At 37.0% G+C, this 22,713-nt stretch carries 22 protein-coding genes and 1 other RNA gene; 6 read left to right on the forward strand and 17 right to left on the reverse strand.

Annotated elements, in window-relative coordinates:
- Nucleotides 1–87 precede the first annotated feature (87 nt).
- The gene (locus AC4BC3_RS07005; protein ID WP_206908230.1) at nt 88–507 is read right to left on the reverse strand and encodes an EbsA family protein; all 420 of its coding nucleotides are present in this window, start codon (nt 505–507) and stop codon (nt 88–90) included.
- Nucleotides 508–582: 75 nt separating this feature from the next.
- On the opposite strand from AC4BC3_RS07005, the gene AC4BC3_RS07010 reads away from it, so the two are divergent.
- Nucleotides 583–993 carry a ribonuclease HI family protein gene (locus AC4BC3_RS07010; protein WP_206908231.1) on the forward strand — a complete coding sequence of 137 codons (411 nt, stop codon included), beginning with the start codon at nt 583–585 and terminating at the stop codon, nt 991–993.
- A gap of 273 nt (nt 994–1,266) precedes the next feature.
- Here the strand turns inward: AC4BC3_RS07010 and AC4BC3_RS07015 are convergent, their stop codons facing one another.
- The 3 genes from AC4BC3_RS07015 to alaS form a co-directional block, all read right to left on the reverse strand.
- The gene (locus AC4BC3_RS07015) at nt 1,267–2,337 is read right to left on the reverse strand and encodes a cation diffusion facilitator family transporter (protein ID WP_206908275.1); all 1,071 of its coding nucleotides are present in this window, start codon (nt 2,335–2,337) and stop codon (nt 1,267–1,269) included.
- A gap of 117 nt (nt 2,338–2,454) precedes the next feature.
- The gene (locus AC4BC3_RS07020; protein WP_206908240.1) at nt 2,455–3,051 is read right to left on the reverse strand and encodes an ECF transporter S component; all 597 of its coding nucleotides are present in this window, start codon (nt 3,049–3,051) and stop codon (nt 2,455–2,457) included.
- Between the two features lie 167 nt (nt 3,052–3,218).
- Nucleotides 3,219–5,861, reverse strand: a complete 2,643-nt coding sequence (gene alaS, locus AC4BC3_RS07025) for an alanine--tRNA ligase (RefSeq protein WP_490466139.1) — start codon at nt 5,859–5,861, stop codon at nt 3,219–3,221.
- A 361-nt stretch (nt 5,862–6,222) separates the two neighbouring features.
- Between alaS and AC4BC3_RS07030 the strand changes: the two genes are divergently transcribed.
- Entirely contained in the window at nt 6,223–6,651 is a 429-nt protein-coding gene (locus AC4BC3_RS07030) for a GNAT family N-acetyltransferase (RefSeq protein WP_490466140.1), read from the forward strand.
- A gap of 231 nt (nt 6,652–6,882) precedes the next feature.
- Here AC4BC3_RS07030 and AC4BC3_RS07035 read toward each other — a convergent pair whose 3' ends face one another.
- Together AC4BC3_RS07035 and AC4BC3_RS07040 are read right to left on the reverse strand one after the other, a co-directional pair.
- Entirely contained in the window at nt 6,883–8,232 is a 1,350-nt protein-coding gene (locus AC4BC3_RS07035; protein WP_206908844.1) for a DEAD/DEAH box helicase, read from the reverse strand.
- 126 nt (nt 8,233–8,358) lie between these two features.
- Nucleotides 8,359–9,498 carry a VanZ family protein gene (locus tag AC4BC3_RS07040; RefSeq protein ID WP_490466141.1) on the reverse strand — a complete coding sequence of 380 codons (1,140 nt, stop codon included), beginning with the start codon at nt 9,496–9,498 and terminating at the stop codon, nt 8,359–8,361.
- A 145-nt stretch (nt 9,499–9,643) separates the two neighbouring features.
- Here AC4BC3_RS07040 and AC4BC3_RS07045 point away from each other — a divergent pair, with 145 nt between their 5' ends.
- Nucleotides 9,644–9,970: a hypothetical protein gene (locus tag AC4BC3_RS07045; protein ID WP_206908840.1), complete on the forward strand. Its 327-nt coding sequence runs from the start codon at nt 9,644–9,646 to the stop codon at nt 9,968–9,970.
- 87 nt (nt 9,971–10,057) lie between these two features.
- Here AC4BC3_RS07045 and AC4BC3_RS07050 read toward each other — a convergent pair whose 3' ends face one another.
- The 6 genes from AC4BC3_RS07050 to AC4BC3_RS07075 form a co-directional block, all read right to left on the reverse strand.
- Nucleotides 10,058–10,720 (reverse strand): HD domain-containing protein, encoded by a 663-nt coding sequence (locus AC4BC3_RS07050; RefSeq protein ID WP_490466142.1) that lies wholly within the window; start codon nt 10,718–10,720, stop codon nt 10,058–10,060.
- Nucleotides 10,721–10,805: 85 nt separating this feature from the next.
- Nucleotides 10,806–12,302: a carboxypeptidase M32 gene (locus AC4BC3_RS07055; protein WP_490466143.1), complete on the reverse strand. Its 1,497-nt coding sequence runs from the start codon at nt 12,300–12,302 to the stop codon at nt 10,806–10,808.
- Between the two features lie 38 nt (nt 12,303–12,340).
- Complete coding sequence (locus tag AC4BC3_RS07060; protein ID WP_206908834.1) at nt 12,341–13,504, reverse strand: THUMP domain-containing class I SAM-dependent RNA methyltransferase; 1,164 nt, start codon at nt 13,502–13,504, stop codon at nt 12,341–12,343.
- Between the two features lie 69 nt (nt 13,505–13,573).
- Nucleotides 13,574–13,941, reverse strand: an RNA gene (gene rnpB / locus AC4BC3_RS07065) — RNase P RNA component class B.
- Between the two features lie 17 nt (nt 13,942–13,958).
- Nucleotides 13,959–14,369, reverse strand: coding sequence for a cell division regulator GpsB (gene gpsB, locus AC4BC3_RS07070; RefSeq protein ID WP_206908832.1), 411 nt, complete (start codon nt 14,367–14,369; stop codon nt 13,959–13,961).
- A 94-nt stretch (nt 14,370–14,463) separates the two neighbouring features.
- Nucleotides 14,464–15,003 (reverse strand): SLOG family protein, encoded by a 540-nt coding sequence (locus tag AC4BC3_RS07075; RefSeq protein WP_206908830.1) that lies wholly within the window; start codon nt 15,001–15,003, stop codon nt 14,464–14,466.
- Between the two features lie 63 nt (nt 15,004–15,066).
- On the opposite strand from AC4BC3_RS07075, the gene recU reads away from it, so the two are divergent.
- Nucleotides 15,067–15,699, forward strand: a complete 633-nt coding sequence (recU, locus tag AC4BC3_RS07080; protein ID WP_206908828.1) for a Holliday junction resolvase RecU — start codon at nt 15,067–15,069, stop codon at nt 15,697–15,699.
- Entirely contained in the window at nt 15,699–18,029 is a 2,331-nt protein-coding gene (locus tag AC4BC3_RS07085; RefSeq protein WP_490466144.1) for a PBP1A family penicillin-binding protein, read from the forward strand. The genes recU and AC4BC3_RS07085 overlap by 1 nt, the downstream gene beginning before the upstream one ends.
- Before the next feature lie 51 nt (nt 18,030–18,080).
- Here AC4BC3_RS07085 and nth read toward each other — a convergent pair whose 3' ends face one another.
- The 4 genes from nth to AC4BC3_RS07105 all read right to left on the reverse strand — a co-directional run bounded on the left by nth (nt 18,081) and on the right by AC4BC3_RS07105 (nt 21,563).
- Nucleotides 18,081–18,740, reverse strand: coding sequence for an endonuclease III (gene nth, locus AC4BC3_RS07090; protein ID WP_490466145.1), 660 nt, complete (start codon nt 18,738–18,740; stop codon nt 18,081–18,083).
- 20 nt (nt 18,741–18,760) lie between these two features.
- Complete coding sequence (locus AC4BC3_RS07095; RefSeq protein ID WP_206908822.1) at nt 18,761–19,480, reverse strand: DnaD domain protein; 720 nt, start codon at nt 19,478–19,480, stop codon at nt 18,761–18,763.
- Nucleotides 19,481–19,671: 191 nt separating this feature from the next.
- Nucleotides 19,672–20,565, reverse strand: coding sequence for an SDR family oxidoreductase (locus AC4BC3_RS07100; RefSeq protein WP_490466146.1), 894 nt, complete (start codon nt 20,563–20,565; stop codon nt 19,672–19,674).
- 56 nt (nt 20,566–20,621) lie between these two features.
- The gene (locus AC4BC3_RS07105) at nt 20,622–21,563 is read right to left on the reverse strand and encodes a magnesium transporter CorA family protein (RefSeq protein WP_490466147.1); all 942 of its coding nucleotides are present in this window, start codon (nt 21,561–21,563) and stop codon (nt 20,622–20,624) included.
- Nucleotides 21,564–21,827: 264 nt separating this feature from the next.
- Here AC4BC3_RS07105 and AC4BC3_RS07110 point away from each other — a divergent pair, with 264 nt between their 5' ends.
- A complete protein-coding gene (locus AC4BC3_RS07110; protein ID WP_206908815.1) occupies nt 21,828–22,322 on the forward strand; it encodes an isochorismatase family protein in 495 nt (164 codons plus the stop codon).
- 73 nt (nt 22,323–22,395) lie between these two features.
- Here the strand turns inward: AC4BC3_RS07110 and AC4BC3_RS07115 are convergent, their stop codons facing one another.
- Nucleotides 22,396–22,677 (reverse strand): DUF5960 family protein, encoded by a 282-nt coding sequence (locus tag AC4BC3_RS07115; RefSeq protein WP_490466148.1) that lies wholly within the window; start codon nt 22,675–22,677, stop codon nt 22,396–22,398.
- Nucleotides 22,678–22,713: the final 36 nt, after the last annotated feature.

Consider the following 22,713-nt stretch of genomic DNA (forward strand, 5'->3'; position numbering starts at 1 on the left):
ATTTTAGCGAACTAAAAAGGAGTTGCAGACAAAAATCCTCAACTCCTTCTTCTCATTTGTTTATGAGCACTATTTGATCTGCTCTTTCTATTTATCTTTTCGTGACTGTTTCACAAACACTTCTTGTGAAGCCCCTGTAAAATAATTACGAACAGACACTTGATCTTTTGCACGTAATAAATAGATTGTCGGCTCTAACTCATCTGCTAACTTCAACTCTAAACCATGATCATGTGGAGCAACCTTTTCAACTTGCTGTAACGTTATTTTTTTGTCTTTCCAAAAAGCAGCATAGCGAATTTTGATTGAATTTTTTTCTAATACAAATGAACGACGTAACCCTAACAATAAAAACACAGCAAAAATGCCCATGACTACATTGCTTTTCCAATAAGGTCTCGTATTTTCAAGAGACAAAATCAAGCTGAAAAAGAAAATAATCAACGTCAATGACCAATAGATGATCGACTGTGCCAGTTCTGGTTGCCAGCGAATAATTTTTTTCATTGTCTAACCTCGCATGATAAGTAATAATGCTATAATCATATCATAACACTATTTTATTTTAAAAAGGAGATATTCATGTTACGAGTATACATTGATGCTTCAACAAAAGGCAACCCTGGGCCAAGTGGTGGCGGTATCATAATTCTTGGAGAAAACCGGTATGAACAGTTAGCTGTTCCTCTTTCTGATGGTTCAAATCACGAAGCAGAATTCGAAGTCTTTTTAAAAACTTTAGAGATTTTAAAGGAAAAGACTTTGAATACTGAAACGATTTTTTGTTATTCGGATAGTAAAACCTTAGTTTCCACCATTGATAAAAATTTTACAACGAACGACTTATTTCAACCCTACTTGTCAGCAATCCAAAGACTTCTTCCAGAATTTTCATTGTTTCTTTTACAATGGATTCCTGAAAGTAAAAATAAAGGCGCTGATAACCTAGCACGACAAGCATTGAAAAAACAACTCAAACAGATAAAAAAATAAACCGAAAACCATGAAATCTAACAAGTTTCATCGTTTTCGGTCTTTTAATAAACTTTTCTTGTTTGCCAAAATAACTTCTCAAACTAACTCTTCAGTAATCTATTTTATTTCAAGAAAATAAGTAAACCTATTTTGAACATCTACTCACTAGCTTGTCAGAGCTATACACTTGGGCTACAAACCTTATCTTCGGTGACTCCCCAAGCAACTCCTTCCAAATATGCCTACATTTCGCGAAATTTTATTCTTATTTTTTGGAGTTTAGCACTTCGATCACAATAAATAATTATGATCGAAAGTTATCTCAACCTGATACTTGCCAATTTTTTGCTTGACTTGCTCTCGAATGATTTCTTCCAATTTCTCGTCAGAAAAGTGACATTGTTGAGGAACAACCACATCAAATTGCAAAATTTTCCCTTCTTTTACCACGCGAAAATCATGAATTTTAAGTCCTTCTGCCGTAGTTGCAACGATTTCACGCAATGTTTGCAATATTGCTAAATAACGTTCATTACTCACTGGAACAGGATCTAAATGACAAACCAAATCAACTGCTAAACGTTCTTTGAAATCTTTTTCGATTCGATCAACAATTCGATGTGCCTGATTCAAGTCTAAACTATCATCTACCTCAATATGAACCGATGCAAATCGTTTACTTGGTCCATAATTGTGTACTAACAAATCATGATACCCCAAAATTTGGTCGTAATTATTCAGTGAAGCTTCCATTTCTTCGATTTCCTCTGTTGTAGGTCGACTGCCCATTAATTCATAGACAAAGTCACGGACCATCATTCCACCGCTATACAGAATATAGAGGGCTAACGCAAATCCGATGTAGCCATCAATTCTCCACCCAGTCAACCACTCAACGCCTGCTGAAATCAAAACTGCTAACGTTGTGAATACATCATTGTAACTATCCGTTGAAGTTGCCCGTAAAGCATTCGAATCAATTTTTGTTGCAATTCGACTGTACATTTTTCCTTGAATGAACTTCAAACCAATTGAAAAAATCAAGACTAAAAAGACAACTGGGGTCAAAATAATATTTTCTGGATGAATAATTTTTTGAAAAGAAGATTCTAAAAATGTAAAGCCCACATAAGAAATAATAATTGACACAAATAATCCACTAATATATTCAAATCGTTCATGGCCATATGGATGCTCATTATCTGCTGGTTTAGCTGCAATCTTAAAACCAACCAAAGTCAATACAGAGGACGCAGTATCCGACAAACTGTTGATTGCATCTGCCATGATTGACACACTACCTGATAAGATCCCAATCATAAATTTGGAAACAAATAAAATCAAATTGGAAATCAACCCCATAATACCTGCTAAAATTCCTTGCTTCGTCCGTTCTTTGCTCGTTGCTTTTTCTGCTGTTTGTTTTCTTGTCACATGCTTACTCCCTTATCTAAAAAGATATGCTCTCATTTGTCTTGCTTATTCTGGTTTCAAAGGGGTCGCAGCAAAGAGTGCTTTAGCAATAAGTGGCGTAATAACCCCTGCACCAATCGCTTCAGGAATCCCATTGATCCCCGCAACCCCAATCAAAGTCTTAAACAAAAGTGATGTATCCACACCATATGCATTGGCAGTTGCACTCGTATAAAAGATACCCATGAAGCCTAAAACAAGTAAAGTATTTGTTAAGGAACCAAGTACTCCTGCTGTAGCAGCACCTATCACCACTGATTGTTTTTTTCGATAAATCCAATGAAAGACAACACCTGCTACCAAACCAACAAGCACCCGTGGCACTACTGAAATGATTGGATTTGTAAAGACTAACGTATCAAAAGGCGTTGTTGGCATGGCAAAAGCACGAACTATGGTTGCAATTCCCCAAAACAAACCAATCAGCATGCCATCTTTAGGTCCTAACACAACAGCTGCAACAATAACTGTAATATGGATTATTGTCAAACTGATGAAACCTAATGGAATAAATCCCAGCCAAGGAACCATTGCTTGAACAATAATGATTGCCAATAAGACTGCACGTAATACTAAACGAAATGTTTTATTTCTACTATTCATTTCCAAACCCCACCTTTTTCTTTTCATCGTAAAAAGTTCTTACTCATTCGTCAACTATTTACGTTTATCTTAAAATAGACACAAAAAAACAAGCGGACTTGGAATGACTATTTTCCAATAGCATCCCAAGTCTTGCTCATGTTTAAACGGTAAATTTTAACAAATGATTATTGGTTAAGCAACCAATTTTTTGCTTCAGCTAATGCATCTGGAATACCTGCTGGATTTTTCCCTCCAGCTTGTGCCATGTCCGGACGACCTCCGCCACCACCGCCAACTTTCGGTGCGATTGCTTTGATCAAGTCGCCTGCTTTTAGCCCAGCTTCATTTGCTTCCTTCGACATAGCCACTAACAAACTAACTTTTCCTTCTTGTTCATTTGCCAGAACAAGAATATCAGAGATTGCTTTTTGTTTCCATTGATCTGCTAGTTGACGTAATTGGTTCATATCTTTCACTTTTACTTGTGAAGCAATCAACGTTTTTCCAGCAACTGTTTCTGGGTCTTTGAAAATGTCTCCCGCTTGTTGATTAGCTAATTTACTTGCTAATTTTTCATTTTCTTTTTGTAATTCACGTAATTGTTGTTGTAACTGTTCTGCTTTTGTAACGACTTCTTTTAATTGAGGTGATTTGACAATTGCTGCAACTTCTTTTAATTGTTTTTCTTCACCTTCTAGTAGTTCGTAAGCCTCTTTACTTGTAACAGCTTCGATACGGCGAACGCCTGCGCCGATTCCTGATTCAGAAACAATTTTGAAAATACCAATGTCTTCTGTATTTGACACGTGTGTCCCACCACAAAGCTCGATTGACCATTCACCAATATTGACGACACGAACTTCACGACCATATTTTTCACCGAATAAGGCCATTGCACCCATGTTTTTTGCTGTGTCAATATCTGTTTCAATTGTTTGAACTGGAATAGCTTCCCAGATTTTTTCATTAACAATTCGTTCCATTTGAGCTAGTTCATCTGCTGTGATTTGGCCAAAATGAGTGAAGTCAAAACGTAAGTGTCCCGGAGCAACTAATGAACCCGCTTGGTTTGCATGTTCACCTAAAGTTTCTTTTAACGCTTTATGCAATAAGTGAGTCGCCGTATGATTTTTAATGATTCGATTACGCATTGGTTCGTTGATTGCTAAATGATAGATTGCACCTTCTTGCATTGGTGATTTGACTGTTACTGTATGCATAAATTGACCATTTGGTGCCTTTTGAACATCTGTAACCGTAGCAACTACTTCTTTTGCATCATTTAATATCCAACCTTGGTCAGCCACTTGTCCACCCATTTCGGCATAGAAAGGTGTTTCAGCAAAAATCAATTGAGCAACACCTTCTGTTACTTCACTTAGTAATTCTTCGTCTTGAACGATCACTAGCAATTTACTATCTGCCTCAACTTCTGTATAACCAATAAATTTACTATCCACTTTGATATCTGTTAATAATGCAGATTGGACGCCCATTGATTTTTCCGTGCTTCTTGCAGAGCGGGCACGTTCTCTTTGTGCTTCCATTTCTTTTTCAAAACCAGCATGATCGACTTTTAGCCCCTCGTCTTCTGCTACTTCTTCCGTTAATTCTACTGGGAAACCATAAGTGTCATAAAGTTTGAAGATATCTTTACCAGCTAAAGTTGTTCCTTTTGCTGATTTTACATCTTCAATCACTTGGTTTAAGATATCTAAACCTTCATTGATTGTTTCATTAAACCGTTCTTCTTCTGTACGAATTACTTTTTCAATAAATTCTTTTTGTTGTAAAACTTCTGGATAGTAGCTAACCATGATTTCACCAACAACTGGAACTAATTTATACAAGAAAGCTTGATTGATTCCCAATTTTTTTCCATGCATAACGGCACGACGTAATAAACGACGTAATACATAACCGCGTCCTTCATTTGAAGGTAGTGCGCCATCTCCAATCGCAAAAGATAACGCACGAATGTGGTCAGCAATTACTTTATAAGAGATATCCGTTGTTGGATTTTCGCCATACTTCACTTGGTTACTTAATTTTTCAACAGCGTGAATGATGGGCATAAATAAATCTGTCTCAAAGTTAGTTGGTGCATCTTGAACGATAGAAACCATCCGTTCTAAGCCCATGCCCGTATCAATGTTTTTATGTGGTAATGGTTCAAATGTGTTATCTGGTTTATGGTTAAATTCAGAAAATACCAAGTTCCAGATTTCTAAATAACGTTCATTTTCGCCACCAGGATAATTTTCTGGATCATCTTCGGCTAAATCGTTATATGATTCACCACGGTCATAAAAGATTTCTGTATCGGGACCACAAGGACCGGCACCAATATCCCAGAAGTTATCTTCTACATCGATAATGTGGTCCATTGGTAAGCCCACTTCTTCATGCCAAATACGTTTTGCTTCAGTATCTTTTGGATAAACGGTAACATATAACTTTTCAGGGTCAAAAGCCATCCATTCAGGGCTTGTCAAAAATTCCCATGCCCAGTGGATTGCTTCTTCTTTGAAATAATCTCCGATAGAAAAGTTTCCTAGCATTTCAAACATCGTATGATGACGCGCAGTTTTTCCGACATTTTCAATATCATTTGTTCGAATTGATTTTTGTGCATTAGTGATTCTTGGATTTTCTGGAACAACTGAACCATCAAAATATTTTTTTAATGTTGCTACTCCTGAATTGATCCATAACAAAGTTGGATCATTAACTGGTACTAATGAGGCACTTGGCTCAATTGTGTGTCCTTTTGATTGGAAAAAATCTAAAAACATTTGGCGAACTTGTGCACTACTTAATTGTTTCATTCCATTACCTTCTCTCATTGTTTTTCAATACAAAAAACACCATTACAGCCAAGGACGAAAACTCGCGGTACCACCTTGGTTGCAATGATGTTTGATCATTACCTCTTAAACTCGATAACGCTGAGTTGCGTTGATATTTCTATCAAAAGAAAAAAGGGAGCAATTTGATTGGCAACTATTCTTTTTTCAGCCTAGAAAGAATTTTCTGTGAGTCCCTAAAAACAAATCATGTCCTTTTTTGTACTCGTTAAGTATACGCACTTCGCGGTTGTCTGTCAATAAAGCTTTTCTATTTTGCCTCTTTTTGCTTTTCTTCGTTTGTGTTACGCTGAATAAAAAAGTTGATTGAAGGAGAAGCTTTATGAACGTATTTTTTGGCAATGAAACTTGGATTCAAGCAGCAAGCTTTACGCTTCGCTATGAAGTCTTTGTCTTAGAACAGAACATTCCACCTGAATGGGAGTTTGATGTACTCGATACCAGTCAAAGAAATTATTTTTTACTTCTCGATGATCAAATCCCTGTTGCAACCTTACGTTATCAACTGAAAAACGAAACATGTTTTCAACCTGACCGTTTTTGTGTAGCAAAAGCCTATCGCAAACAAGGAATTGGACGTTCACTTTTGTTCAAAGCAGAACAATTTGCCAAAAATAATGGCTGCTGTTTAAGCTATTTAGTCGCTGAACTAACAGCACAATCTTTTTATGAACATTGTGGATATAATTCCTGTACGTCTCCTTTTGAAGAAGATGGTATTCTTTGTATCGGTATGGAAAAAATTTTATGATTGGTTAACTCAATAACAACATAAAAAAAGTGAACCAAAACAAAACGTCGTTTTGTTTTGGTTCACTTTTTCATTATCCATCAAAGAGCTACCGAACTTTTTGATATGATCATACCTCTATATTTCTTTGCAACACGCTAAGTAAGTTGTGCGTACACTCTTTTGTTTCTTGAAGTTTCCAACGCTAATCGTTCATTAAACACTCAGTTGGAAAAATTGATTTTGATGAACTTATTTGTGAGAATTTTTTTTGTTTTTTCGGGCTGTTCGTGACTGTTGACGACGTTCGATTTTACGTTCTTGTTTGTTCTTTTCAGCAATCGCCCAATCGATTTTCTTCTTGTATCCAGGTTTGATTTTTTTCTTTTTCTTTTTCACTAAACCAATCAAAGTTGGATCTAACGTGTCTTTTGATTTTTCACGTTTTGTTCGACGATTTCGGTCATAGGTTTTCACGATTTCGCCATCTTTGATTTCTTTTGGCTCAAATTTTACGCCTAAAGTTTCCAACGTATCGATTGCTTGTTCATCACTTGGCGAGTAAAGTGTGATTGCTGTTCCTTTAAGTCCATTTCTTCCTGTTCGACCGACGCGGTGAATAAAGAAATCTGTATCTTCAGGAATCTCTGCATTGATCACATGTGAGACCCCTTCAATGTCGATTCCACGTGCAGCAAGATCGGTTGCTACTACATATTGAAATTCTAGATCTTGCACTTGGCGCATGACACGTTTACGTTCGCGAGGCGTAATGCCACCATGAATTTTCGCAACTTTTAACCCTTTTTTCTTCAAGTAATCTGCAATTTCATCAACATGTTGTTTCGTATTTGCAAATACAATTGCTAAATAGGGATGACCAATTGTCAATAATTGGTAGATCATTTTGTTTTTGTCTTTGCCTTTTGTCGACATCACCCAGTTTTCGATATCTTCTGAAATAATTGCTTTTGGCTTGATTTCTTCGATAACAGGGTTTTGCATATATTTACGTAAAAACGGACGTAGTTTTTCTGGAATTGTTGCTGAGAATACTAAAAATTGAACTTTTTCAGGTAAACGACCTGCGATTTGATCGACTTCGTTTAAGAATCCCATATCCAATGTCATATCAGCTTCATCCACAACAAACGCAAATGCTGTATGGATTTTTAACGCTTGTTCGTTCATCATGTCTAGAATACGCCCCGGTGTTCCAACCACGACATGCGGTTGTTGGTGACGTAAACGATCCAGTTGGCGTTGCTTATCCGTTCCACCAACAAAATTGCTGACACGAATTTCTGGCACTGAAAATTGTGCAAGCTGATTAGCTGCTTTATAAATTTGTGCAGCTAGCTCACGACTTGGAGCAGTAATGACTACTTGGACTTCTTCCTTTGTAGCATCAATTTTATTAAATAGGGGTAATAAAAATGTATGTGTTTTTCCAGAACCTGTTTGTGATTGACCGACAATATTTTTTCCTTTGGCAATCAGTGGAATCAATTTTTCTTGTACTTCCGTTGGTTGTTCAAAGCCTTTTGCTGTCAATGCTTCGTTAATAAATGGTTGAAAGTTGAATTTATCAAAATTACTCATCTGTGCACCTCTTCTCTTTAATTTTTCACGACTTTGGCATTATAACACAGCCACATCTTTTTTGCTCTCTTATTCTAAAACAAGGGACCGTGCTTTTTCTACCATCTCTTGTCAGACATTTTCAGTTCATTTATTTTTGATCGTACTGATTGTATAGGTGTGACTAGCTTTCTCATAAAACAAGACACTTTTTTTCCTGATAAATGAAAGCACAAGATTCAAGACAAAGATTCCTTGTGCAAACAACAAGCCCATAAAAACAAAAATCGCACTCATCTGTAATACACCCGTTGATTGCTCCATGATTTGTTGCGCAAATTGGACTCCCCAACTCAAACCATAAAACAGGAAGTAAAGATAGCTGTAACGTATCAGCAATGCCTTAAAAGAAACTCGTTCTTTTTGTTCTTCCACAACTTGGATACGTACAACTTTTTTTCCAAGTGTCTTACCATTTGTTAGATAAGTCAAAACGATAAAATACAAGAACACTTCTAAGAAAATCCATTTACTGTTCGTTGTAACGACATCTTTTTTGAACATTAATTGTAACAAAATGGAAATGACACTATCTACTATGCCCAAAAATGCCCAATCAATCAAATAAGCAACCAGCCTTCTCGTTAAGGACACTTTCCGACCTTTTTCATAAGATATCTCATCCATTCTCGCTCTTGTCGGCAACATGAAGGTAAAAATCGGTGCCACAAGATAGCCCAATGCTCCGCCCAACGTATTGTGAAGCAAATCATTCACATCAAACAAGCGATACGGTCTAGGATAAATAAAATATAGTCCACTTAATTGCGTAAGCTCAAAAAATAAGGATAAACAAAAGCTAGCAATTATTGTTTTCACAAAAGATAATCTAAAATAATATCTGAGATAAATCCCAAATGGTACAAGCAATAAGATATTAAACACTGGTTCTAAAAAAACACTTTGTTTCATCGCCGCTAAATAAGTACTTGGGTCATGGATGTTTAAGACCGTTTGACTCCAAAAATGGCGCCATGAAGCAAACAATTCTAGCTCCATCTTAGGTCCTGTCATCTGGGCTACCGTTTCCCTTGCTGGTAATGGCAAAATGACTAAAAAGTATGCACACAATAAGTAAAATACAAAAGAATAGAGAATAATTCCTCGGGATAAAAGAAATGTGCCGTATTTACGGTATTCATAAATAAAGAAGACCGAAGAAATTGCTAATGCTAAAAAAGGAAATACTAATAACGCAAACCGAATTGGTTCGATGTAACTTGCCATAACAACCCACCACACTTTTTATATATTTTCTTGATTTTCAATGTATAGTTTATCAATCGCTTCAATGCTTAAGCAAGCACGACGCTATTATTTCTCAATTCAATCAATTTGAAGTATCATAAATGATATATGAGGAGGTGTCGAAGTGCTGAATTTCTATTTTGTCTTTGGAGTTCCGATTTTTTTATTCGTACTGTATTTAGGTTTTGCGTATCTACGAAAGAAAACCAAAATCCATTATCTAGGTTTTATTTTGTTGATTATCTCCGGCTTTATGTTCGTTTTTAATCTACAAACATGGCAACAAGCCGCCACCGAGATGCAGAACATTTCGTCACAAACACTTTCCGCACAAATTGGCTATCCAGTTTATCTAATCTGGGTACCGATCATTGTAGCTGGTTGCTTATTTCTCTTAAATCTGTTTCGTGGCTATCGTCGCTTAACAAATTTTAAGAGTAAAAACACTTAGCTTTTTCCTAACATAATACTACAACGATAGTTGTGGTATTTTGTTTTCGTATACAAGTTTACATAATAAATAATTAGTTAACTTCTTTCATTGATCCAATGAGTCGCTTGTATTTTCCCACTCTTGATAAAATTCTTTTAAAAAATCACGCATAAATTGTTCACGACGTTGCGCTTCAGTTTTTCCATAAACGGTATTCATTTGTGCAGGCAATAAAAATAACTTTTCATAAAAATGATTGATAACGGTAGAACCTTTACGATAATCGGCTTTGCTCGCATAGATTTGTGGCAGTATCTCAGGATCATGAATGGGATGTCCATGCCCCCCTCCAAAATAAGCTGTTCGCAAAATCCCGATTGCGCCTAAAGCGTCCAGTCGGTCTGCATCTTGAACAATTTTTCCTTCTATCGTTAGTTCTTCCGCATTTTCTCCAAGACTTTTAGAAAAGGACATATTTTCAATAATAGCAAAAATTGAGGTGATTTGATGCTTGGTCAAATCAATTTTTTTTAAAAAAGCAACTAATTCTTTTTTCGCTTGTTCTTCATTAGATACCACTTTATCATCAATCGTGTCATGAAGATAAGCTGCTGCCAAGGTGATTCCTCGATTAGCAGTTGGCTCCGTCGCTAAAATATCTGTTGCTAACTGAACCACTCGCTTCGTGTGATCTTCTCCATGACCTGTTTGATCGTTTTTCAATTGATTGAAACTATACGCAGCTATCTTTTTTAATTTCTCGTCCATTACTTCACTCCTTCACTTCGTTTTGACAAATTCATCCAACAGAAAAAGTCTGGAACAAATGAAGCAATGTTCCAGACTTCCAGTTTTAGTTTACTTGATATACATTGAAGTATAGATCTCGCATATATTCAATCAAATAATTAGGATTTAATGATTCACCCGTAGCATCCTGAATCAACTGGTTTGGTTTTCTTGAAGCGCCATATTGGTGAATATGTGTCTCCATCCACTTCTTGATTGGTGAATAATCATCTGAAGCTAAAACTTCATCAATCGACAATTCTTTTTCTAATGCATGTAATAGCTGGGCTGCATACATATATCCCAGAGCATATGAAGGAAAATAACCAAAACTTGCACCCGACCAGTGAACATCTTGGAGAATTCCTTCGAGGTCATTCGTTGGTCGAACACCCAAATATTCTTCGTATTTTTGGTTCCAAACTTCTGGAAGTTCAGCAATTGCTAAATTTTCGTTGAAAATCATTTTTTCAATTTCGTAGCGAATAATAATATGCAGCGGATAAGTTAAGCTATCTGCTTCAATTCGGATCAAACTTGCTTGTGTGCGCTTCAATGAACGATAGAAATCAGTAAATTCAACATCCGCAAACGTCCCTTCTGCACAATCTTGGAAAAAAGGATATTGTTTTTCCCAGAAGCTTCGATTGCTTCCGATAATAATTTCGTTGAATAAAGATTGTGATTCATGGATACCCATTGATGCACCTTGATAAACTGGTGTATATGCATATTTATCGTCAATATCTTGTTCATACATTCCGTGACCTGCTTCATGAATGACACCAAAAACAGCCATTTGAAAATCATATTCATTCCAACGAGTTGTGATTCGTGCATCATCGGGATTGATTCCGGTCATAAATGGATGAATCGTATCGTCTAAACGTCCTCGGCTAAATTCATATCCTAGTTGTTCGATAACGCCCACAACAAATCGTTTTTGTTGTTCTTTCGTCATTTTACGTGAAAGAAAGCTAGTTTCAGGTTCTGTTCCTTTTTCACTGATTTCTTGACGAATCGACATGATTCCATCTTTTAATTGTGCAAATACTTTGTCTAGAATTTCAACAGTCATACCTGGTTCATACTGGTTTAACAGCACATCATACGGCGTCTTTTCATCTTTCTGCCAATAAGGAATCAATTCTTTAGTTAATTCAATATTTTGTGTCAACGCCGATTCAAAATCAGCAAACTGTTTTGTTTCTCGTGATTTTTGCCATTGTCCATGCGCAGAAGAAATTGCTGCGCTATATTTTGTCATCAATTCTTTAGGCACGTTATGTTCTAGTTCGAAGTCTTCCTTCACTTTTCGATACGCAGCTTGTCCTACTTCAGATAATTCTTCTGGATGCTCGCCAAAATAAGCAAGTGCTTCCTCGATTTTAGGTCCTACTTTTTTTTCAAAGTAAAGACTGTACAAGTAACTATCAACAGCACTACGGTATTCACTGGCTTTTTCAGGCATCCCTGTCTGTGTATCCCAGTCCAAAATTCCTAATGCTTGTTGCAAAAGATTAATTTCTTTTAATTCTTGTAAAAATTCTGTTTCTTTCATCTGTCATTCCTCCAAAAATCCAAATTTAAAAACAAATCCTAGTCTTCTTTTTTCACACGTGGGGGACGTGTTCCCCAGTACTGGAACAAATCCGTGCGTAAAGCACCGTTATATAATTTACGTTTTTTCGTTGCTTTTTGTCCGTAATATTCTTCAAACGCTAAATCACTGGTCAAGATATATTTACTCCACGTTTTCAGTGGTCTAAATACGTCACCCATTTCTTGATACAGTTTACGAACTGTTTCTTCTTCGCCCAATCGTTCTCCGTATGGTGGATTAGCAACGATTACGCCATATTCTTTATCCGTTTTGAAGTCTTTCAATGCTTGTTGCTTAAAGGTAATGGAATCTCCCAAGCCAATTTCCTCAGCATTTGCTTTGGCGATTTCAATCATTCGTCCATTGATATCTGAACCCGTAATGTCTAGTTCTACATCGTAATCAGCTTGTTCTTCTGCAGCAGCCCGGACTTCTTCCATGACATTATTATCAAACCATTCCCATGATTCACAAGCAAACTCTCGGTTAAATCCGGGTGCTATGTTATGCCCAATCAAGGCTGCTTCAATACAAATAGTTCCAGAACCACAAACAGGATCATAAAAAGGACGATCTTTTCGCCAAGTTGTTAACGCTACTAATGCTGCAGCCATGTTTTCTTTTAATGGTGCACCACCTTTTTCTAAACGGTAGCCGCGTTTAAATAGACTGGGTCCTGTTGTATCTAAAGTAATCATCACATGGTCTTTCAACAAAGCAACTTCTAGTTGAAAATGAGCACCTGTTTCTGTCAACGGCACAGAAGCTGGACGATGATAATACGTACGCAAACGATCAACGATTGCTTTCTTAGTGATTGCTTGGCAATCTGGTGTACTATATAACTTTGATTTAATTGATTTTCCAGCAACTGGAAATTCTGCATCTAAAGGTAAAAAGTCTTCCCATGGCAAAGCTTTCACATTTTCAAATAATTCATCAAACGTAAATGCGTCGAACTCGCCGACGACGATTTTGACACGGTCTGCTGTACGCAACCATAGGTTAGTTGTTGCGATTGTTTCCATTGTGCCTTCAAAACGAGCTCTCCCATTTTCTACTTGACAATCAATTCCTAAATCACGTAGCTCTTTTCCAACCAGCGCTTCTAAACCACTTGCGGCAGTTGCTACAAGGTTAAATTTTCTATTTTTGTCCATACTAGTCTCCTTATTTATAAAAAAAACCTTCACAACATCGTTGGAAGGTATTCCCTGATTATTGCGATTTTCTGTAAGCCATGTTTTGTCCTTTATTCCTCCAGGGAGAAGAAATAAAGGGGTAACCATCTATCTGCAGTTTAACTGCCCTTTTGCCTTGTTCTGATTCCTAGCAAAAAGCGCCCCTACCATTGTTTGGGTTGCTCGCTCGAGGGGTTTACCGCGTTCCACCGAATAAGTTTCCCGATTCGCTTCGTCACTGTGGCACTTTCAAGGATACTAAAGCATAGCCGAAGCCTTAGCTCGTTTTCCTGCCGTTACTCCTAAGAGTACCTTAGCTTATCTTTTCGCTAAGCACGAACACTACAGACATCACAGTCTGTGCGAGCATGGACTTTCCTCAGCCTGATCAAGTCAGACCGCGATTACCCGAAAATCGCAAAAAATTCACTAATTAAAATTGACGTGTTTTTTCATTGTCATCACTTGCATCTGCATTTGTATAGTTGCCTGCATTAGGTTGTGCAGAAGCAGATGGTGTTGCTTGGTCAAGTTTTTTTCCAAAAACTTCACGTTCAAGATTTGATAAACGTTTTAAGATATCAAAGTTTGTTACTGCCGTACTCTTAGGTGCTTCTGTTGGTTGCACACGAGTTTGTGTTCCTTGTGTTTTTGATAGTTGAGCAACTTTTGCACTCAAACGATCATTTTCTTCTTGTAAAGCAAGGAGTTCTTTGCTGTATGCTTCATAATCTTTAATGATATTGTCCAAAAATTCGTCAACTTCAATTGGATCGTATCCACGCATTTTGGTTTTGAATTCTTGTTGTAAAATGTCTTTTGGACTATAAATCAAATTCGCCATATTTACACCTCTATTTAATTCTCATTTACATTATAACTTTTCTACTTTTCCCATTGTATCGGAAAAATAACTATAAATCAAACACTATCTCCTTTTATTCCACAGAATTTTGTAAATCATCCATGCTAATCAAACGAATTTCATAAGGTTTATTCTCTTGAAATTTTCTTGCATCGCGCAAAAAATAATCTGTCTTTCCAATGTATTCAGGGTCATAGATCAACAAAGTCCCTTCTGTATGTGTAAGTAGAAATTGTGTATGATTTTTTAATTGATTAGGATTTTTATAAGGTAAATGACTGACCGACTCAATGTAGTCCGCTACTTGTTCCGCTAGCATTTTCTTTTCCTGATTTGTTTCGTTCCAATTACTGCCAAACTCAGCAAACGGATAAATAATTCCTAAATGTAATTCAGGATACTCTTGCTTCAATTCAGCTACAACCTCAGTCGCCCATAACTCAACACCAAGGTTGCCACTGCTGATCACCCACTCTAATCCTTCTTCAACTAGTTGGCGAATTTCTTTTTTTAAAACATTTTTAATAACTTTGATTTTTGGATCCTTTTCCTGAAAAATACCCAGTTCGAAGCTTCGATAGCCTGAAACATAGATTACTTTCAATTGATTCACCACCTGATTCCTTTTCTTTCTTTACTTTTTTTTGCTATAATGTGCGCAGGAGTGTGATTAAATATGGTCTTACGCTACCCTAATGGCCAACCTTATTCTAAGGATGCCTCTTCAAAACCAAAAATTCAAGGAAAAAAAACTTCTTCCACTGTTTTTGGTAACCGAGGTATGTCATTTGAAGAAGCTATCAATGAGAGCAACAGCTTTTATCTATCAAAAAATTTGGCAGTCATACACAAGAAGCCAACCCCTATTCAAATCGTTAAAGTCGATTACCCTCGAAGAAGTGCCGCAGTGATTAAAGAAGCTTACTTTACTCAAGCTTCGACAACTGATTACAACGGTGTTTATCGAGGTTTCTATTTGGATTTTGAAGCAAAAGAAACAAAAAATAAAACATCTTTCCCATTCAATAACTTTCACGAGCATCAAATCAAACATATGGAGTCTTGTATAAAGCAAGATGGTATCTGTTTTGTTTTATTATGGTTTTCTAGTCTAAAACGTTGCTTCTATTTAAGTAGTACCCATCTGATTGACTATTGGTATCAACAAACTGATGGTGGTAGAAAGTCTTTACCACTTTCATTAATTGAAGAACTTGGAATAGAAATCACACCTGGTTTCTTACCTCGCGTCCCTTATCTTGATGCAGTCGATCAGTATCTATCATTATCAAAAGGAGAAAAGCACTAATGGCAAATGAACAAACGAGAGCATCGCGAAGAAAAACAAGTCCTCCCCAGAAAAAAGGAACAAAATCAACTTCCCGCAATGGCTCTGGTAAGCAAAAAAACGGAAAAAATTTAATTGTCAAAATCTTACTCGGCATTGTTTTCATTGGCTGTGTCTTATTTCTATCTGGTGTTGGTCTATTTTGGTTTTATGCAAAAGACGCCCCTGCCTTAACAGATAAAAACTTAGATGCCACTGTCTCGTCAAAACTATATACTTCAACAGGAGAGCTATTTGAAGATCTTGGGGCAGAAAAACGCGAAAAGATCACTGCCAGCGAACTACCACAACAATTACAAGATGCCATCGTTTCCGTTGAGGATCGTCGTTTCTATAAACATATCGGTGTCGATCCTGTCCGCATCCTTGGTTCTGCGCTGTCAAACTTCACGTCTGGCGGACTGCAAGGTGGAAGTACTTTAACTCAGCAATTGATCAAACTTTCCTTCTTCTCAACAAAAGCAGAAGACCAGACGTTAAAGAGAAAAGCACAAGAAGCTTGGATGGCTGTCAAGTTAGAACAAGAAAAATCCAAAGAAGAAATTTTGACTTATTATGTCAATAAAGTCTATATGGCAAATGGTTTTTATGGCATGGAAACAGCCGCAGAAATGTACTTTGGAAAAAGATTACCTGAACTATCCTTAGCACAAACTGCACTTCTTGCTGGGATGCCTCAAGCACCTTCAGCTTATGATCCATATACTTATCCTGAACAAGCAAAAAAACGTCGCGATATCGTTCTTTATACAATGCTACAAAACGAAAAAATCACTCAAGCAGAATATGATCAGGCAGTAAATGTCCCTGTCACGGACGGTCTACAAGAATTATCTTCTGGTGATGATAATACGAAAATCGTCGATAACTATGTAAAAGAAGTCATTAACGAGATTGAAGAAAAAACAGATAAAAACGTCTATACTGATGGTCTTGATATTTACACAAACCTTGATTTAGATGCACAAAAGCAACTATACAATATTGTAAATACCGACCAATATGTTGCTTATCCTGACGATCAAATGCAAGTTGCTTCCACATTGATCGATGCAAAGACAGGACAAGTCAAAGCACAAATCGGCGCTCGAAAAGTTGCCGAAGATGTCACACTCGGAAACAACTTAGCGGTCAACACGTCACGTGATTTTGGTTCAACGATGAAACCAATTACGGATTATGCACCTGCCTTTGAATACCTAAAGTATTCTACTGGAAAAACGATTTCCGATGCTCCGTATAACTACGAAGGAACGACTACCCCTGTTATGAACTGGGATAACCGCTACATGGGGACAATCACTTTGCGACAAGCACTATATGACTCACGGAATATACCAGCAGTTAAACTATTCAACGAAGTTGGTGCCGACAAAGTTGCTTCTTTCTTAAGTGGCGTTGGTATTAATTATCGTACGATTCATCAATCAAATGCCATTTCAAGTAACACAGAAGATCAGGACGGAACAAAATATGGTGCTTCTTCCTTAAAAATGGCAGCGGCCTACGCAGCTTTAGCAAATGGTGGGACTTACTACAAACCACAATATGTCAATAAAGTGATCTATCAGGATGGGACAGAAGAAACTTTTGAGCCTGAAGGTACCAGAGCAATGTCTGAAGAAACTGCCTACATGGTGACTGATATCTTGAAAGACACCTTGACAAAAGGAACAGGAACGAACGCTCAAATTCCAGGTTTATATCAGGCTGGTAAGACTGGGACATCTAACTATACAGATGATGAATATGCAAAAATCGGACGTTCTTCCGGTGTCTATCCCGATATTTTATTTGCTGGCTATACACCAAACTATGCAATTTCTGTTTGGACGGGCTATAATGAGAAAATGACGCCAGTTACTGATGCATCATCGCATGTTGCTTCTGATGTATATCGAGAATTGATGCAGTATGTTTCTGCAAATGTTTCAAATGATGATTGGACCATGCCGAGCGATTTGATTCGAGTAAACAATGAACTTTATTATAAAGATCAATATACTGTTCCAAGTTACAGTGTACCAAGAAAATCGAATGTCCCAACTTCTAGTTCAACAGTTGAGCCAAAGTCGAGTACTACTTCAACGACCACCGTTGAATCAAGAACAGCTACTACCACTACAGTTGAAAGTAGCTCTTCTAGCTCTTCAGAAGAACCAGTGCCTTCAACTTCAAGTAGTTCTTCAACAGTTGAAGTTGAAACACCACCAGAAACATCTTCAACTGCTCCGCCAACTAGCAATACTGAAAACGCCGCTCGCTCTGAAAAAGCTAGTTCGAGTTCATAATTTGCTACTGATAACTAATTAAGCAGCTTAAAACACAAAAAGGTCAGGACATTATTTTGTCCTGACCTTTTCTTTCATTCGTATTTTTCCATCTTGGCACATCGGTAACAACGGACAAACTTCACACTTTGGATTTCTCGCTGTACAGTGATAACGACCAAAAAAGATCATGGTATGATGTGTTTTCACCCAAAGATCTTCTGGCACTTTTCGCATCAAAGTTTCTTCCACCTCGAGTACACTTGCATTTAATTTACAAATTCGCAATCGTTTAGACACTCGCTCGACATGTGTATCAACGGCAATAGCTGGAATTCCAAAAGCATCCCCTAAGACAACATCGGCTGTCTTACGTCCTACTCCAGGTAAAGACATCAGTTTTTCCCGTGTATTAGGGACTTCCCCATCGAAACGTTCTAACAACTGTTCTGCACATGCTTTGATATTCTTTGCTTTGTTTCGGTATAAACCAATCGTTTTGATTTTTGGAATAATTTCTTCGACAGAAGCTTGCGCTAATGTTTCTGGATCAGGGAATGCTTCAAATAATCTCGGTGTTGCTTTATTTACTGAAACATCTGTTGCTTGGGCACTCAAGATCACAGCAATCAATAATTCAAAAGGGTTTTTATGAACGAGCTCCCCATGTGCATCTGGAAACATCTTATACATTTCTTCAATTGCTAACATTGTGTTTTCTTTACTTAGCATCTTGTCTTCCTCATCATTTTCTACTTTGTTTCGTTTCTCAGTTCTTCTTCCAACCAATTTGTCAAAGAAACCTTAGGTAATTCTTCTGATTGTGCAGACTGTTCTACTTCTTTTTGCAACAGTTGCTGTTTACGTCGTTTTTGTTCTTCCTCGACTTGTTGTTTTGTTCGTAAATTTTTTCGTTCCCAAGACAACAAAATTCGATCGATATAGTTAAAGCTATACGCTTGGTTCAATACTGCTTCACGCAAAGCCAGCTTTAGTACTTCCGGTTGATAGTGATCTTCCTCTAGCCATTGTCCAATTCGCTGGAATTCGATTGAAGACAACGGCCGACCAAATTCTTGCTCAAATAAACGATAAACCGATTGAATTTCTTGCTCTTGTTGATTTTCTTTGGCTTTTGATGCTTGACTATCTAAATACTTTTCCAGTCTTTCATACAATGGAAGTAAATTATATTGATCCGCTTTTTTACCATCAACAGTGATTGTTTCGATTACGAGAAAACCACCACCGACCAATCGATTTAAAATTTGATAAACTTGATCTGATTTCAACCCCATGTTGATTGCTATCAGTTGTAAATCTGGAAAGAAGTCCCCTTCTTGTTGCTTCATGTGTAACTGTAAAATAAAAAGAAATTCTTCTGATTCAAGGCCCATTTTCCGATAATTTACGAATAACAAATTAGAAATTGTTGTCTGTCCTGATTGTAGATATTTGGTTAAACTTAGCATGTTCTTTTCCTCCACTTCAAAATCAGTATACGGAAAAAGCGCAAGTGAAGCAAGCTGGCCTCATTGATTTTGATTTGATTTCGTCATAAACAAACGAAAGAAAGCATCAGAAATCTAAGGTAAAGATTCCTAGTGCTTTCTTTCTCTCAGCCATTTTTCATCACTTAACAAGGTGATTGATTCATGCTTTTTTACAGATTAATTGCCTCACCACCAGTTACGCCATAAATTTGGGCTGTAACATAACTTGCTTTATTTGAAGCTAAAAATACATACACTGAAGCTAACTCAGCTGGCTGACCTGCACGTTCTAAAAGACTATCTTGTCCAAATTCTGGAATAGCTTCGCTCGGCTGTCCTTCGTCAAGCTGTAGAGGTGTCCAAATGGGTCCAGGAGCGACAGCGTTCACACGAATTCCTTTCGGCGCTAACTGTTTGGCTAAGCCAATCGTAAAATTCGCAATAGCGGCTTTAGTTGCTGCGTAATCAAGTAGATGTTCGCTTGGGTTTGTTGCCTGTACAGAAGTTGTATTAACAATGGCTCCTCCAGCTGGAAGATGAGGTACCGCTTCTTTAACTAAAGAAAACATGGCGATGATATTTACCATAAAAGTATCTTTTACTTGTTGCATAGGCAATTCTTCAATGGACGAAGAAGAAATTTGTTGTCCAGCATTTAGAATTAATGTATCAATACCACCTAATTCAGCTACTGTTTGGCGAATGATTTCCTTAGGTGCTTGCTCATCACGCAAATCAAAAGGCAACAGGACTACTTTGCGACCCGCATTCTCAATCAACCTTGCTACTTCGTTCGCATCCGCTTCTTCTCCAGGTAAAAATTGTAATGCGATATCTGCCCCCTCTCTTGCAAACGCAATCGCAGCAGCACGTCCAATCCCAGAATCCCCACCAGTAATCAACACACGCCGATTTTCTAATTGATTGGATCCTTTGTAAGTTTCCTCACCGCAATCTGGAACAGGCTTCATATTTTGTTGTAGGGCTGGTGTATTTTGGTCTTGTTTTGGAAATTTTTCCGTATGGTATAATTTTCGTGGATCTACTAATTTTGGTTCAGTCATGCTATTCCTCCTCATATTAAAACAAATTTTCCTTCAAAACAGCAACTCATACTTAACTATTTCGTATAGTCTTTTCTCAATAAATGCAATGCAACTGCAGCGGTTGCTACAGCAGAACCAATAAGAACTAAGAAAAAACCCAACTCAGAACTTTTACCTGGCAAACCGCCAGTGTTCATCCCCCAGATTCCAGCAATCATTGCTGGGACTGAAATCACTAACGTTGCAGAATCAAGATATTTCATTAAATGGTTCAAGTGATTGTCCATCATACCGCTGAAAAGATTTCCGATACTTTCAAGCAAATCCCGATAAATCGAAATCATTTTTTCAGTCTGTCTTTGCCTTAGTTTGACATCGTAAAGCAACTGATCATCAGCTAATTTCTCTGCAAAATCATTCACCTCCCATAATTCATCAAGTGTCTCTTTTTGATCTCTTAATGTGTGATCAATGTAAACAATGGTTCGTTCTAAATCAGCTTGCTTGTAAAGCTCTTCATTTTCAGTTGTCCTACGTGCCCCTTCATCTAATGAGTCGATTTCTTGCTTCATTTTCTGTAATTCTTTAACGAAATGGGTATAACTGTTCAAAATCGTATAAGCAATGATCTTCTCAAATGAATCAAGCTTTTTCTGGTGTTTGTCAATTAGATTCTTAATAAAAATCGTTTCAGTTTCTACACAAGTAATCAAAAGATCATCCGACACCACAAAAGAAATTGGTGTCAAACGTTCTTCGATTTTTGTACGATTACTGGAAAGGTTTAACAATACAAGTGAAAATGCATTCTTCAACTTCGTTCCAGGGAGATATTCCACTCTTGAAATCGCTTCAGGATAAGAAATACCAATAAAAATATCTTGCGGTAATTGATAATGTTGTGTGATTTTTTCAATCTCGTTTACATCTTTATTATTCACGATTATCCAATTACACTTTGTTTCATCTGAATCTGTCACCTGTTTTTCTTTATCAACAAAGTAATACGCTGGCATTCTTTTTCCTCCTTCACATTCCACGTATTTCAACGCATCGCTCAAATTAGGCTGTTGGTTTTTAATCTATTTATCATCTATCTATCATTATGATAACTGTTTCACTTTTTTTATTCAAAGAATTCGATTAACTATCGCTTGTCAATTAAAAATCCTATTGATTCATCAATCATTTCATTTTCCATTTAGAATCTTCTCCGTTATTCTTAAATTAAAAGAATTTAGATTTATTCCATTCATCTTTCGTTAAAAGGAGAATAAAAAATGTTAGTTATCATCGATATGCAAAACCACATTCTTGATCCAACAAGTAAATTTTACGTTCCCACTGCAACTCATTTAGTTCAACCTATTGCTCAAAGGTTAGAAAAAGCACGAAAAACGAACGAATACGTTTTGTTTACACGAGACATACCTGTTGAAAAGAAGGGAAAAGCAGAGGAAACGAATGATCTTCAACTGATATCCGCTTTAGCACCTTTAGAAAAGGAACAAGTAATCAAAAAATATTATTTTACGATTCCTCCTGAAAAATTAGTTGAAATAAAGGATAATTTTTTTACAGACAAACAGGAAGAAAAAAGAATCGAGGTCGTGGGAGTAGAAACGCATCTATGTATTCTGGCAAATGTACTTGCTTTACAAAGCGCATTTCCAGAAGCTGAATTTACAATCAACCAACACTTAGTTGCTAGTAAAGAACAACAAACAGCAACCTTTGATCTGCTAAGGCATTTTAATATTTCAATTGTTGAATAAAAGAGTTCGATCTTAGTAAAATAAAAAGACCTCATGAAATAATTCACGAGGTCTTTTGTATTTATTGTTCAGATTATTCTTCCGTTTCTAAAACATAGGGCTCGCCTTCATACGTATAACTTGTATTCAAGGTACCATCATTTTCATCCGAATATACGCGACGGCTAAAAGGGAAACAATGGCTCTTTCCATCCACAGCTTCTTCTTTTGGCAAGGTGAAACGATCTGCTTGCGTTCGATTCAATTCTTCAATCACTTGATCTGCTAATTGATCAATCGTCACATTATTTTGTTTGGCAAATTTTTGATAATCTTTTAAAAATACTTCTTGCTGGTTAAAGTATTCTTTTTCCATCTGACATCCCTCCAATTTAAACTCCTAGTTTATTTT

The sequence above is a fragment of the Enterococcus sp. AAFC-DPL-6103 genome (genome assembly GCF_058216595.1).

Excerpts from the sequence above, each read along its gene's own strand:
- AC4BC3_RS07005 (WP_206908230.1), bottom strand. The coding sequence starts at position 507 with ATGAAAAAAATTATTCGCTGGCAACCAGAACTGGCACAGTCGATCATC.
- AC4BC3_RS07115 (WP_490466148.1), bottom strand. The coding sequence starts at position 22,677 with ATGGAAAAAGAATACTTTAACCAGCAAGAAGTATTTTTAAAAGATTAT.
- AC4BC3_RS07110 (WP_206908815.1), top strand. The coding sequence starts at position 21,828 with ATGTTAGTTATCATCGATATGCAAAACCACATTCTTGATCCAACAAGT.
- AC4BC3_RS07055 (WP_490466143.1), bottom strand. The coding sequence starts at position 12,302 with ATGAAAGAAACAGAATTTTTACAAGAATTAAAAGAAATTAATCTTTTG.
- alaS (WP_490466139.1), bottom strand. The coding sequence starts at position 5,861 with ATGAAACAATTAAGTAGTGCACAAGTTCGCCAAATGTTTTTAGATTTT.
- recU (WP_206908828.1), top strand. The coding sequence starts at position 15,067 with ATGGTCTTACGCTACCCTAATGGCCAACCTTATTCTAAGGATGCCTCT.
- AC4BC3_RS07015 (WP_206908275.1), bottom strand. The coding sequence starts at position 2,337 with ATGGGGTTGATTTCCAATTTGATTTTATTTGTTTCCAAATTTATGATT.
- AC4BC3_RS07035 (WP_206908844.1), bottom strand. The coding sequence starts at position 8,232 with ATGAGTAATTTTGATAAATTCAACTTTCAACCATTTATTAACGAAGCA.
- nth (WP_490466145.1), bottom strand. The coding sequence starts at position 18,740 with ATGCTAAGTAAAGAAAACACAATGTTAGCAATTGAAGAAATGTATAAG.
- gpsB (WP_206908832.1), bottom strand. The coding sequence starts at position 14,369 with ATGGCGAATTTGATTTATAGTCCAAAAGACATTTTACAACAAGAATTC.
- AC4BC3_RS07040 (WP_490466141.1), bottom strand. The coding sequence starts at position 9,498 with ATGGCAAGTTACATCGAACCAATTCGGTTTGCGTTATTAGTATTTCCT.
- AC4BC3_RS07100 (WP_490466146.1), bottom strand. The coding sequence starts at position 20,565 with ATGACTGAACCAAAATTAGTAGATCCACGAAAATTATACCATACGGAA.
- AC4BC3_RS07060 (WP_206908834.1), bottom strand. The coding sequence starts at position 13,504 with ATGGACAAAAATAGAAAATTTAACCTTGTAGCAACTGCCGCAAGTGGT.
- AC4BC3_RS07010 (WP_206908231.1), top strand. The coding sequence starts at position 583 with ATGTTACGAGTATACATTGATGCTTCAACAAAAGGCAACCCTGGGCCA.
- AC4BC3_RS07085 (WP_490466144.1), top strand. The coding sequence starts at position 15,699 with ATGGCAAATGAACAAACGAGAGCATCGCGAAGAAAAACAAGTCCTCCC.
- AC4BC3_RS07050 (WP_490466142.1), bottom strand. The coding sequence starts at position 10,720 with ATGGACGAGAAATTAAAAAAGATAGCTGCGTATAGTTTCAATCAATTG.
- AC4BC3_RS07020 (WP_206908240.1), bottom strand. The coding sequence starts at position 3,051 with ATGAATAGTAGAAATAAAACATTTCGTTTAGTATTACGTGCAGTCTTA.
- AC4BC3_RS07030 (WP_490466140.1), top strand. The coding sequence starts at position 6,223 with ATGAACGTATTTTTTGGCAATGAAACTTGGATTCAAGCAGCAAGCTTT.
- AC4BC3_RS07095 (WP_206908822.1), bottom strand. The coding sequence starts at position 19,480 with ATGCTAAGTTTAACCAAATATCTACAATCAGGACAGACAACAATTTCT.
- AC4BC3_RS07105 (WP_490466147.1), bottom strand. The coding sequence starts at position 21,563 with ATGCCAGCGTATTACTTTGTTGATAAAGAAAAACAGGTGACAGATTCA.